Source organism: Parvularcula mediterranea (genome assembly GCF_013085255.1).
GTDB lineage: Bacteria > Pseudomonadota > Alphaproteobacteria > Caulobacterales > Parvularculaceae > Parvularcula > Parvularcula mediterranea.
Genome location: NZ_JABFCX010000002.1, coordinates 538,697 through 551,479 on the forward strand (window position 1 = coordinate 538,697; position 12,783 = coordinate 551,479).

Below are 12,783 nucleotides of genomic sequence, written 5' to 3' on the forward strand. Positions count from 1 at the left end.
AGAGGCCCATGCCGCTCGTCTTCCGGCTCCCGCTATGCCTCGCCGCGGCGACCCTTGCCGCGCCCGCTCCGATGCTCATCCTGCTGCCGTTAAACTTTCCCTTGGGCATCGCCATTTTTTTCGGCGCGATAATCTTTTGCGCGGTGACCGTCCTCGTCGCTGGGTTGCCCGCGGCACTCATTCTTCTGCTCTTCGGTGAGCCAAGCTGGTGGGGCGCCGTGGCGGTCGGAGCCGCAATCTCGTTCGCGGCCAATCTAGTCTTCTTTGGCGCGAATCCGGCAGATCTTTCGCTCATCCATCTTCTAGGAGTCGCATGCGGCCCCTCAGCCGGAATCGCAGGCTGGTACGTTTGGAAGAGGACGGGCGGCGGCTCCCTCTTCACCTACTCACGATACGCCCGTGGCTGATCGCGGCAGCAACCCGATACGCTTCGCCTTCAGGCTCCTCTTCACGCTGGTCATCGCAGCCCTCGCCGCGCCGCTGCCGCTCCTCGTCGTCTTCGTGCTTCAACCTTCGCTCGGCCTCATCTTCTATGTCATGGGCTTCATCGCATCAGGCCTCCTCCTGCTGCTCACAGCTGTGCCCATCGGCATTGCGCTCTTCGCCGTGGGCAAGCCGCGTTGGTGGATGGCCGCTGTCCCTGGCGGGATCATTGCCCTGACCGCCAGCTTCTATCTGAAGGACTATCTGGCTGCCGACACCGTCTGGTATCACGTGCTTTCAGTGCTCACAGGCGTGACCGGCGCGGTGACAGCACTCGCCATCTGGCAGAACACCGGCCGCGCAGCGGATCAGGAACAGAGCCATGACTGACCCCATCCGCTGCCCCTGGCCCACCCCTGGCGATGCGCTCTACGAGAGCTACCATGACACCGAATGGGGCGTGCCGGAGTATGACGACCGCGCCCTCTTCGAGAAGCTGATCCTCGACGGCTTTCAGGCGGGCCTCTCCTGGCGGACCATCCTCTACAAGCGCGAGAACTTCCGCGAGGCATTCGACGGCTTCTCGCCTGAAAAGATCGCCCGCTGGGACGAGCGCAAGATCGACGCGCTCCTGCAGAACAAAGGCATCATCCGCTCCCGCCTCAAGATCGAAGGCGCACGCAAGAACGCGCGAAGCTGGCTGGAGGTCATGGAAAAGGAAAGCTTCTCCGAATGGCTCTGGAGCTACTGGGGCGGCGCACCCCTCCAGCCCAATTTCGAGCGAATGGAAGACGTCCCCGCCAAGACGCCCATCTCCGAGAAGATGGCCAAGGACCTGAAAAAGCGGGGCTTCACCTTCTGCGGCCCCGTCATCGTCTACGCCTTCGCCCAGGCTGTCGGCATGACCAATGACCATCTGACGTCTTGCTTCCGGCATGCCGAGCTGTCCTGAGCCCCACCTCTCCCTCCGGGAGAGGTCGAAGGCTGCGCCATCAGGCTTCGGGTGAGGGTCTGGAAACGCTACGCCCTCGCCTGCCCTCACGCGGCATCAAAGATGCCGACCTCTTCCGGTGGGAGAGGTCAGCTCCTCCACAATCCGTAACCCGTTGAGACCCACCCACGGTTGATCCCTCTCGCACAGAGGCGCACAAGCGTGCCACTCAACGAACATTCCCAGCGAGGTCCCATGAAGCCCGCCATTGCCCGCATTCTCTCCACCGGCCTTTTCACGCCTGACCAGTCGATCTCCAACGAGGAGCTCGTCGAGGCCTACAACGCCTATGTGGCCAAGTGGAACGCGGAGAACCCTGACGGCGAGCAGCTGGAGCCCTCCTCCGCCGAGTTCATCGAGAAGGCGTCGGGCATCAAGTCGCGCTACGTCCTCGACAAGACCGGTCCCCTTGATCCCGAGCGCATGCGCCCGAACTTCGAAAGCCGTCCGAATACGGAACTCTCGGTCATGGCCGAGATGGGCGTGAAGGCGGCCAAGGACGCGATGGAGCGCGGGAACTTCGGCCCTGAGGACATCGACGCCGTCATCTGCGCCGCCTCGAATATGCAGCGCCAGTACCCGGCGATGGCTGTCGAGATCCAGGACGCCCTCGGCATCGACGGCTACGGCTTCGACATGAACGTCGCCTGCGCTTCCGCCTCCTTCGGCATCCAGACGGCCGTTGGCCTTCTAGAAACCGGTGCCCGCCGTGTGCTGATGATCAACCCTGAGATCTGCACCGCGCACATCAACTTCAAGGACCGCGACGGCCACTTCATCTTCGGCGATGTCTGCACTGCCGTCATCATTGGCAAGCCCGAGGGCGAAGCGCCGAAGGGCGCGTTCGACATCCTCGCGACGCGCCTCAAAACCCAGTTCTCGAACAATATCCGCAACAATTTCGGCTTCCTCAACGTGCCTGAGGACGAGGTCATCGACCTCAGCGATCCGAAGACGGACAAACTCTTCAAACAGAATGGCCGCTCGGTCTTTAAGGAAGTCGTCCCGATGGTCGCCGCGATGATCGGCGAGCACCTCGAAGACGAAGGCATCGACAAGGCCGAAGTCAGCCGCTTCTGGCTCCACCAGGCCAACCTCAACATGAACCTCCTGATCGCCAAGAAACTCCTAGGCCGCGATCCGTCCTCGGAAGAAGCCCCGGTCATCCTCGACGAATACGCGAATACCTCATCGGCCGGCTCGATCATCGCGTTCCATAAGTACAAGGACGATATGGAAGCCGGCCAGCTTGGTGTGATTTCGGGATTCGGCGCAGGGTACAGCGCCGGATCTATTGTCGTGCGTGCTTGCTAGGCAAAGATAATGGAAATAATAGCGCAAGCCATTCAAATCCTTGGCATCCCAATTGCAATCATCAGTCTTTTGCACAGCTCGAGTAGAGCGAGTAAAGATAGAAATCTCCAGATAACTCTGAATGTTGTTGAGAATTTCTCAAGTCGGTGGGAGGAGAGTTGGCGCGAGGTAACACACTCAACCGTAACAAAACTTAGGGAGAATCCAGATCACACCTTCAGCAGCGAAGAACTTGGAAAAATATATGATATTTTGAATTACGTCGATTGGATAGGTCGATTAATTCGCGATAAACATTTGAGACAACCGAAAACGGTTTATTTATCGATTGCACCTCGAGTTCTGGGATTGATTGCAGTCATGAGGCCATTCACCGATCGACACATCTCTCATCAGGGGAAGGAAATATGGGGTGGCTTGACGCATTTCGATCAAAAGTCCCGGAAAGTCGTCGGGAAGTAGCCAGAAAGAAGCTCGTTTCGAAATGCTTGTTCTAGTGCCCGGGGCTTGAAATTTTCGAACCCAGCGTGGACATCGAACGGCAATTTCAAGTCGGATACCCACCCAATCTGCGATAAGCCCTACTAGGCACCATATGGCCTGAACTAATCTATATTGGGTGATCGATGTCCCCCGCCGCAGCGGACTTAAGCAAGGCAGCGGCCCTGTCTTGGGAAGGACCAATCTCGCCGACTTCCTTTAATATCTTGATATAGCATTCACAGGCGACAGCTCAGGCCCCGCCCGCCCCGAAATGACAGCAAGCACTTATGCCCCCACCCCTTCGATCCTTTACACTCCCACCATCGAGCAGACTGCAGGAGGTCAGGATCCGTCGTCTGGCGCTCTGTTCGTGTCGGGACTGTCCGTCTTCGGACTGCCTCCGCTCGCGGGAGCGCACCAACGCGCTCAAATAGCGAAGCGGTAGCGCAGATAAAAACGAAGAAGCACGGACGTTCGGAGGGCGTGAGCTAGGGATTGGCCGTTCACCGAACAGCAGGCAGACCCGGCCCATGCGCGCGGTCGGCCCTGGAAAGCCTCATGCCGCAGCACAGAACAAAAAGATCCAACGCTGCGACAGCCGCGCGCGTGGTTCCTTCTTTCTAAGCGCTACCGCTTCGCCACTTGAGCGCGGCGGGCGCCTAGCCGTGCCGACCTCTCCGTTTTCCCGGAAAGCCGAAGGCTTATCCGGGACCCATGGACTGACTTCCCCACGCAGAGAAACAGTCAGTCCATGGGTCCCGGCTCTCCCTCCGCTCGGCCGGGAAAACGGCTAGCATCGACCTGCAAAACCCAACCCTTCTCGAACCGCCCGCGCCCGGCTATCCCCGTCCGATGAGCACCAATCCGCCAAGGGCGTGGCAGCGGATGCTGTCAGGCCGCCGCCTCGACATTCTCGACCCCTCGCCTCTCGACGTGGAGATCGAGGACATCGCCCACGGCCTCGCGCGCGTTGCGAGGTGGAATGGCCAGACTGTCGGTGTACTGCCTTTCAACGTAGCTCAGCACTCGGTCATCGTGCTTGACATGTGTGTGCAGATGAAACCCAACTGGCCGAGGGAGTGGCGCCTCGCCGCCCTCCTCCACGATGCGCCGGAATACGTCATTGGCGACATGATCTCGCCCTTCAAGGCGCTCTTAGGCGGCAACTACAAGGACGTGGAGAAGCGCCTCGAGCAAGCGATCCACCTCCGCTTCGGCCTCCCCGCCGACTTGCCCGCGGAGGTTCACCGGCACATCAAGAGGGCTGACCGTGCCTGCGCCTATTTCGAAGCCACCCAGCTCGCAGGGTTTTCGGTGGAGGAAGCCAAGAAGTTCTTCCCCGTACCAACAAAAGTCGACCCCCTGACCATCGACATTCTCTCCACGGAAGAAAGCCAGCGGCTATACTTGGAGCGCTTCGAGGAACTCTGTTCTTAAGCAGACGCTTGAAGCTGTCACAAAAAACGCCCACACGCAGTGTGTGGAAAGAAGGCTGGTCATCGGGCTCAACATTGCGCTCACCACTCTGATCGAGGGGGAGCCGCATGTGCTGTGCGTCAAGCGCGCCGGGGGTTGGGGCCTGCCATTCGGCCGGTTCGACCCTGAGGAGCACCGCACCTTCGAGCTCGCCATGCGCGACTTCGTCGAGCGTCAGACGGCTGTCCCGCTGGGCTACGTCGAGCAGCTCTACACCTTCGGCGACAAGGGCCGCGAAGCCCCCCGCGCCTCGCTGAGGTCAGGTGACGAAGCCGACCGCATCGTCTCCGTCGGCTACCTCGCCCTCTCGCCAGAACCGACCCAGCCACAGCTTGAAAGCGCAGCTTGGCGCCCTTGGTACGCCTTCTTCCCCTGGGAAGACCAACGCGAAGAAGGCGCTGATCTCAGGGAAGACATCGCGGAGAAGCTCCGGGACTGGGCTGCTGGGGACGACGAAAAGCTCGACCGCATTGCGCAGGTCTTCTGCGGCGAAGACCAGAGCTGGAGCGAAGAACGTGCTCTCGACCGTTACGAGCTGATGTACGAAGCGCAGCTGGTCACCGAGGCGCACCGTGACCGGGACGGTGTCGAAGGACCTCTCCTCCACGGCGAAGCGATGATCTCGGACCACCGCCGGATCCTGGCGACAGCTATAGGGCGCCTGCGGGGCAAGCTTCGCTACAGGCCGGTGATTTTCAACCTTATCCCCGCACACTTTACCCTCGGTACACTGCAGGTATCTGTAGAAGCCATCCTAGGCTTCTCCGTCCACAAACAGAATTTCCGGAGAGGTGTCGAGGGCAGTGAGCTTGTCAGCAAGACAGGCGAGACCAGCTCGGCGACGGGAGGAAGACCGGCAGCCCTCTACGAGCCCGGTCCCGCTGTCGATGCAGAGGCGGGGAGCGGCCTTCCGCTCCCGCGCCTCAAATTGTCAGCAGGCTGACGTCAGGCAACGAGAACGTCGTCGAACTCGGCAAAGACCTGAGCGTCCGAGAACTTGTTGCCGACATTCGTGGTGCCGAAGATGTCTTCGAGGGTCAGGCCGTCTTGACCGATGAGTCCTTCGAGGCGGACCCCATGGATAATGCGGCCTGCGTCATCACGCTCGAAGGAAAGGAACAGGTCGTTGTCCGACCGCGTGACCCGCGTGTTGGTCGTGCCGTCCCTGTTCAGAACGTCGATGAACGCAAGCAGGTCGTCCGCCGACCGAATGCCGTTCTCGGTGAAGCTGCGAAGCGTCTGCTCCCAGCCCGAGGATACGACGGAGGACCAGTCAAACTGAACGATCAGGACATCGCGGCCTGCAAAGGTGAAGTCCGTGATCGTGTCCGCACCATTGCCAACCACAAAGCTGTCAGGGCCGTTTTTGCCCGTGTACGCATCATGACCAGCGCCGCCGACGAGCAGGTCACCCTTGCCTCCGCCGATCAGGTGCTCGTTCGCTGCACCACCGAAGAGGACGTCAGTGTACCGCGTGCCGTTGATTTCGATAAGGCCGTCAGAGACCTCAGCGGTCACTTCAGCACGGTAGTCGGCGAAGACGTCTGCGAGATCCTGCCCCGCCGCATCAACATGCATGATGTGGATCGCACGGCCATTGCCGAAATGATAGCTGAGCGAGGACCCGACGAGCTCAGCGTATGTCGCAGCGCTGTTGTCCGTAGCCAGAATGTCGGCAAGCTGCTTCAGCTCGTCGAGCGTGCTGATGCCCCTGTCGAGCATCGAGAACACTTCGGAGGCCTTGTTGAAGCCGCTGAAGGTTTGAGCGGTGGAGAGAAGGTCCACGCCCGCGTCGCCCCACTGACCGGTTTCAAACTCGAAGATCCAGTCTTGCTCCGTGCCCAGATCGAACTCGTCACGACCGCCGAGGTCAAAGCCTTGGAAGAGATCGCCGATCATGATGTTGCGACCATTGATCGAGACCGTACGGTCGTCTCCGCCGGAACCGACCAGAATATCGTCTCCCCGCTTCCCAACGAGGCGGTCGTCACCGGACCCACCATCCAGGAAGTCCGAGCCTTGGGTGCCGACGATGCGTTCATCGAGATAGATCCCGCGAATGGGGTTTTCCGTCGAGATGACCGGCGCTTCTTCGTAGGTCGCCTCGGGCAGCGGCGCTTCCGGTTCAGGAGCCGGCGGGGGCGGAGGCGGCGGCGCTGGCGCAGGAACGTCTTCGCCGATTGGGAAGTCCTGCGTCAAAAGCTCGTTCGGCAGGGTCAGGTTCGCCGGATTGAAGAGCCGGATCGAGAGCCCGCCTTCGAAGCCGGAAAGGCCCGCGCCGAACAGAGCTTCACCGTCGAGCGCAATCGTCGCAGAGGTCTCGAGATCGAACACCGCACGGCCGGTGACCCGGCCGTTCGTACCCAGAACTTCATAGCCCACCGATGCCGCCGCGGCACCGTTCCCGAACTGCTGGCTGAGGACGATATCGAACTCGATCGTCGTTCCGGAAACACGGACGCTGTCGGTGACAGACACGACTGGCAGATTGCGTCCATCGAGCGTGTTGGTGAAGATCGTTCCGTTGTTGGCGATGGTGTGGCCGAAATCCTGGAGCATCAGGAGTTCGAGGATGCCCACCGCAACACGGTCACCGTTCACCGTGAAGGGGTTCATCAGGCTGTGGCGCAGATCGGAGTCAAATCCGTCGATCGCCCTGCCCAGAAGGTGCGAAAGGTCCGAACCCGAACTACCGGTGGTAAATTCGATCGGCACGCCGTCACCATAGCCCTCGGCCGCGTTCGGTCCGTAGTACCGGGCGATCCCTTCGCTATCGAACCGCGTGTAGTAGTCGAGGTAGGTCCCGTAATTGAGGTTCACGGTCTGCCCGTCGATGGTGAAGTTCGACGTCTCGTAAACGCCGACCGCATCGTTGAGACCGATGAAGCCAAGACCGTGGCCGATCTCGTGGAGCATGACCGAATAGAAGTCGATCTTCCCGGAAGGAACAGACTCGGTGAGGTCGGTTCCGAAGTAGAAGGAGTCGTTCTGGAGGAGCGTCTCGTTGACGAAGACCACGATGTCCGCAGCGCCGCCATTGAGATCCTGACCGGTCTGAAGCTCGATCAGCGATCCCGGCAGGACAACGCGGAAGTCACCGTCGTTGATGAAGCCGTTATTGTCGGTGTCGATATACTCACCGAAATAGAGACCGCCCGGACCCGCCGAAGCGACGGCATCGGTCCCGCCGACCGTCACGCTGATATCGAGGGTGCCTGCCTGATTACCTCCGAGGAAGTAGGCCCAGGTCTTCATCGCAAGGTCCACGACCTCGGTGAAGGCCTGCAGCGTCGAGGAACCAAGGGAGCCCACAGCGTCGATGACGTCGATCGTGTAGTTGAAGTTTCCGGGGCCATTGACGATGTCGCTGGCGAGCTCGGAAACGCCCGTCATCACCGCGCCGAAGGGGCCCGAGGAAACCGAGTCACCCCATGCCGGCTCGAAGCTGTCGATCTCTTCCTGATCGAGGCTGCAGCCGTGGCAGTGGCAGAGAAACGGATGGTCTGCGAAGACCTCGTACGATGTCTGATCGTGTTCAGTTGAAAAAGACGCGTTGTTAGAAATGGCGCTGCCGAGAAGCATCGCATCCCCCTTTTTAACCTAGTCCGCCCGTTCACCCCGATGTGAACTGGGACGCGATAACGGTAAACGGTTTGGAACAGCAAGGATGGGTTGGTTACGCCTCGGAAAGACCCCGGATGCGGGAACCCTCGCCAGGCTGTGACTTTCCGCCTGAGAAAAACTCTTGTCGAGCATAAGGCGAGGAGCCATATACTCGCTGTGAGCAAAAGGCGGAGCCCAGTTGCGATGGCTGCTTTCGAGACAGGTACGGAGACGCGGACACCCGAAGAGGTGCGAGCTTTGACCGATCATCTCTATCCCCTTGTATCTGCACGCATTCCGCGCTTTGAGTGGGACTTGATGGCGCCGGTGATCGCACGGATCAACGAGCTCAAGGCCGAAAAGGGCGCGGTGATCCTCGCCCACAACTACATGACTCCCGAAATCTTCGCCTGCGTCGGTGATATTCGGGGAGACAGTTTACAACTAGCGCGCGAAGCTGCCGAGACAACTGCACCTGTGATTGTGCAGGCTGGCGTTCACTTCATGGCAGAGACAAGCAAGATTCTCGCTCCAGAGAAAACTGTTTTGATCCCTTCGATGGAGGCAGGTTGCTCTCTGGCATCGTCGATCACGGGCGCGGATGTCCGTCTCCTTAAAGAGCGCTATCCGGGCGTGCCGGTCGTCACCTACGTGAACACGACCGCCGAGGTGAAGGCCGAGACCGACATCTGCTGCACCTCCTCGAACGCGGTGCAGGTCGTCGAGCACATCTGTGAAGAGTTCGGCACGGATCAGGTCATCCTTATCCCTGACCAGTACCTTGCCAAGAACGTCGCCCGCATGACCGATAAGAAGGTCATCACCTGGGCTGGCTCTTGCGAGGTGCACGAGCAGTTCACGGCTGACGACATCAAGGAGATGCGCGACGCCAATCCGGGCGTCGTCGTTCTCGCCCACCCTGAGTGCCCGCCGGATGTGCTTCAGGAAGCGGACTATGCAGGCTCGACCGCAGCCATGTCAGGCTATGTTGCCAAAGAGCAGCCGCGCCAGGTGGTCCTCATCACCGAATGTTCGATGTCGGACAATGTGGCGCTCGAGAACCCGGACGTCGAGTTCGTCAGGCCCTGCAACCTCTGCCCGCACATGAAGCGCATCACGCTTGAAGGCATCCAGATGGCGCTCGAGACGATGACACACGAAGTCACGGTGGACCCGGTGATCGCAGCCCGTGCCCGCGAGGCCGTGGAGCGGATGATCGCCTTGCCGAGCCCCTCCTTTCCTGCCGCCTTTGACCGCGGCCATGGCGGGGACGTCATCTCCGTCGAGCAGCGATAAGTATCCCGCCCGGTGGAGGCCTCAGGTGACACCGGGCGTGTGCTGATCATTGGAGCTGGCATCGCAGGCCTTTGGACCGCGCTCCAACTCAGACCGCTCCCCGTCACGGTGATCACTGCTGGCAAGCTTGGCCAGGGCAGCTCCTCTTGGGCGCAAGGCGGGCTCGCAGCAGCAGTGGGTGGAGACGACACCCCTGCCCTTCACGCAGCGGATACGATCGAAGCCGGTGCGGGACTGTGCGACCGGCGCGCTGTCGACATTCTCTGTACGGATGGACCTGATGCCGTAGAAGCCTTGGCGGAGCTCGGCGTCCCTTTCGACCGCAATGATGATGGCTCGCTGAAAGTCGGCCGGGAAGCTGCTCACGGTCAGGACCGCATCGTCCATGTGGGCGGCGACGAAGCTGGCGCTGCCATCATGCGCTGCCTGACCGAAGCCGCGGAGGCTGCCGAGAGCATCACCATCCGTGAACGAACGGCAGCTTACAGGATCAACACGGACGCGCACGGCAATGCCTGTGGCGCGTCTGCCTTGGACATCGAAAAGGGTGAGCCCGTCACGTTCGAAGCGTCATCCGTTGTCCTCGCCACCGGGGGCATCGGCGGGCTCTACGCCGTCACCACCAATCCGTTGTCGAGCCAGGGGCATGGCATCGCCATGGCCGCCCTTGCGGGAGCGGCTTTGCGGGATCTGGAGTTCGTCCAGTTCCACCCCACGGCGCTCCATGTCGGGCGTGACCCGGCACCCCTCGCGACGGAAGCGATCAGGGGAGCGGGCGGCACGCTCCTCGATAATGATGGTGAGCGCTTCATGCTCGCGCTTCATCGTGATGCGGAGCTTGCGCCGAGGGATGTCGTCGCGCGCGGGGTGGCCTCCGCCATCAAGAGGACAGGTGCAGCGTTTCTCGACGTACGCGGAGAGCTTGGGGACAGGTTCGCGGAAGCCTTCCCGACCGTGTTCGCGGCTTGCGAAGCCGCGGGCCTCAATCCCGCGACTGACCTTTTGCCGATTGCTCCTGCAGCACACTACCATATGGGCGGCATCATGACGGATACGGAGGGCCGCTCGAGTCTCCCGGGTCTCTTTGCCGTCGGTGAGTGCGCGAGCACGGGGGTCCACGGCGCCAACCGGCTTGCCTCCAATTCGCTTCTCGAGGCGATTGTCTTTGGGAGCCGCGCTGCCAAGGTCTTGAGCCGGGAGAAAGGCGCTGTCGGCGAGCCCTCGGAAACACAGCAATCATCGCTGGAGATTGGTCCCGCCATGGACCTGAGCGATGTCCGTAGGCTGATGGCCAGCGAAGCAGGCATCCTGCGGATTGCCTCGGGACTTCGCGACGCTGAACGGCACCTGGCGCAGAAGGAGGCGCAATCAAGCGGCGAGGAGATGGCTCTCCTCACGGCGCGCCTCGTGCTCGAAGCCGCACGTGCACGCGAGGAAAGCCGAGGCGCCCACCAGCGCTCGGACTATCCTGAAACGAGTGAAGCTGCGCTCCACTCCCTTATAAATCTGAAGCCCGACGGGACCATCAGCGTGGGTTTCGAGGAAGTACGACCATGAGACTGCCTGACGAAATGATGCGCCCACTGATCAGGGAAGCGCTGGCGGAGGACCTCGCGCAGGGCGGAGACCTCACCACCATGGCGACGATTTCGCCAGAAGAGCCCGGCACCGCGCACCTTAACGCGAGAGCGGACGGGATCGCGGCGGGGATCGATGCAGCAGTTCTCGCCTTTGCGATGGTCGATGCCTCTCTCAAGGTGACGCAGCGGATCGAAGACGGGCAGCGCTTCCGCGCAGGTGATGCGCTCCTGACCGTCGAAGGCAGCGCCGCTTCGCTTCTCACGGGGGAACGCACAGCGCTCAACCTTCTCACCCACCTCTGCGGCATTGCTCAGCTAACAGATCAGTACGTTCAGGCTGTGAAGGGGACAAAGGCGCGGATTGCTGCGACTCGTAAGACCCTGCCGGGCCTGAGGCTTCTCCAGAAGCATGCCGCGCGCTGTGGCGGTGGGATGACCCACCGGATGAGCCTCTCCGATGCGGTGATGATCAAGGACAACCATATCGTCGCCAGCGGCGGGCTTGCTCAATCAGTAGAGCGGGCCCGGGAGTTTGCCGGCCACACGGTGAAAATCGAGATCGAAGTCGACACGCTCGAGCAGCTCCGCGAGGTCCTGCCTGCGAAGCCTGATATCGTACTCCTCGACAATATGAGTACGGATCAGTTGAAAGAAGCGGTCACCATCGCCAGTGGGCAGACGATCCTCGAAGCATCAGGCGGCGTTACGCTGGAAACGGTGCGAGGCATCGCGGAAACCGGGGTGGATGTCATATCCGTGGGTGCACTCACCCACTCCGCCCCTGCCCTTGATATCGGGATGGAGCTCAGCTCGCCACGTCGCTGAGGTCGATGCCCATCTGGTTCGCAGCCAGCTCAATCGCGCCTGGCGGGCGGTAGAAGATGTGGTCGCCGACGACGACGGTCTCGTTGAACGCCTTGGCCCAATAAGGGTCGACATAGTCCGCGTGGTAGAAGGTCGCGAAGCGCGTCAGCTCAGGCCTGAACCCGCGATAAATGAGGTCCGCGAGCTTGTCTGCCTTGTCCCAGGCGCGCGGCTCGCGCGCTTTGTTCATGCTGCCGTCGCAGGCGAAACTGAACTGGCAACCGTAGCTGCGGCCCTGGCCCTGAAAGACGACGCCGCAGATTGTGTCCGGGAAGCGGCGGTCCGCGACGCGGTTGAGGATCACGTCAGCCACCGCAATCCGGCCCAGCACCGGCTGGTTGCGCGCCTCGTAATAGATGCCCTGCGCGAGACACATCTTCTGGCGCTCCTGATCGGGGGCCAGTTCAAAAGGCGAGTAGTTCGGCAGGACCAGAGCTTCTGAAGAAACGCCTGCCAGGAGAAGATCGGTGGAGATGTCCTCGCCGTCGAAGCCGGCATTGTTCAGGAGGTCGATCGCGCTGGCGACGCCATTATCCGTGAGGTCCGCTCGTTCGAGCGCGGCTTCCTGGAAGACGTCGATCTCCCAGTCTTCGAGCGTGGCGATCAGCTCTTCAGGACGGTCGAGGAAATAGGCGGTCAGCACGGCGGCAGCCACAGCCAAGACAAGCGTCAGGGCGCGCTTGCGGCCTTTCACTTCTGCTGTTTCAGCTGTCGCCACGGTTCCTCCTGCCTCGCCTCAAGGGCTGATGCTCC

At 61.1% G+C, this 12,783-nt stretch carries 11 protein-coding genes; 9 read left to right on the plus strand and 2 right to left on the minus strand.

The annotated features are described in order from the left end of the window. The first annotated feature begins 8 nt into the window (after positions 1-8). The 6 genes from HK107_RS03215 (at position 9) to HK107_RS15945 (ending at position 5,630) form a co-directional block, all read left to right on the plus strand. Positions 9-407 carry a hypothetical protein gene (locus tag HK107_RS03215; protein ID WP_173196746.1) on the plus strand — a complete coding sequence of 133 codons (399 nt, stop codon included), beginning with the start codon at positions 9-11 and terminating at the stop codon, positions 405-407. Further along, entirely contained in the window at positions 400-813 is a 414-nt protein-coding gene (locus HK107_RS03220) for a hypothetical protein (protein WP_173196748.1), read from the plus strand. Before HK107_RS03215 ends, HK107_RS03220 begins: the two co-directional genes overlap by 8 nt. Continuing rightward, positions 806-1,375 carry a DNA-3-methyladenine glycosylase I gene (locus HK107_RS03225; RefSeq protein ID WP_173196750.1) on the plus strand — a complete coding sequence of 190 codons (570 nt, stop codon included), beginning with the start codon at positions 806-808 and terminating at the stop codon, positions 1,373-1,375. The genes HK107_RS03220 and HK107_RS03225 overlap by 8 nt, the downstream gene beginning before the upstream one ends. Positions 1,376-1,609: 234 nt before the next feature. Beyond that, positions 1,610-2,728, plus strand: coding sequence for a beta-ketoacyl-ACP synthase III (locus HK107_RS03230; protein WP_173196752.1), 1,119 nt, complete (start codon positions 1,610-1,612; stop codon positions 2,726-2,728). A 1,335-nt stretch (positions 2,729-4,063) separates the two neighbouring features. Next, on the plus strand, positions 4,064-4,648 hold the full coding sequence (locus tag HK107_RS03235) for an HD domain-containing protein (RefSeq protein WP_173196754.1): 585 nt from the start codon (positions 4,064-4,066) through the stop codon (positions 4,646-4,648). Between the two features lie 43 nt (positions 4,649-4,691). Continuing rightward, the gene (locus tag HK107_RS15945) at positions 4,692-5,630 is read left to right on the plus strand and encodes an NUDIX hydrolase (RefSeq protein WP_173196756.1); all 939 of its coding nucleotides are present in this window, start codon (positions 4,692-4,694) and stop codon (positions 5,628-5,630) included. Positions 5,631-5,632: 2 nt separating this feature from the next. Here the strand turns inward: HK107_RS15945 and HK107_RS03245 are convergent, their stop codons facing one another. Next, a complete protein-coding gene (locus tag HK107_RS03245; RefSeq protein ID WP_173196758.1) occupies positions 5,633-8,269 on the minus strand; it encodes a calcium-binding protein in 2,637 nt (878 codons plus the stop codon). Between the two features lie 225 nt (positions 8,270-8,494). Between HK107_RS03245 and nadA the strand changes: the two genes are divergently transcribed. Genes nadA through nadC form a run of 3 tightly spaced genes read left to right on the plus strand, consistent with a single transcriptional unit; the run spans position 8,495 to position 11,991 of the window. Then, positions 8,495-9,586, plus strand: a complete 1,092-nt coding sequence (nadA, locus tag HK107_RS03250) for a quinolinate synthase NadA (protein WP_173196760.1) — start codon at positions 8,495-8,497, stop codon at positions 9,584-9,586. Between the two features lie 12 nt (positions 9,587-9,598). Then, the gene (locus tag HK107_RS03255) at positions 9,599-11,143 is read left to right on the plus strand and encodes an L-aspartate oxidase (RefSeq protein WP_332871480.1); all 1,545 of its coding nucleotides are present in this window, start codon (positions 9,599-9,601) and stop codon (positions 11,141-11,143) included. Continuing rightward, a complete protein-coding gene (nadC, locus tag HK107_RS03260; protein WP_173196763.1) occupies positions 11,140-11,991 on the plus strand; it encodes a carboxylating nicotinate-nucleotide diphosphorylase in 852 nt (283 codons plus the stop codon). Before HK107_RS03255 ends, nadC begins: the two co-directional genes overlap by 4 nt. On the opposite strand, the gene HK107_RS15950 is transcribed toward nadC, so the two are convergent. Then, entirely contained in the window at positions 11,972-12,748 is a 777-nt protein-coding gene (locus tag HK107_RS15950) for a cell wall hydrolase (RefSeq protein WP_173196764.1), read from the minus strand. The two genes, nadC and HK107_RS15950, sit on opposite strands and share 20 nt — an antisense overlap. Between the last annotated feature and the right edge of the window lie 35 nt (positions 12,749-12,783).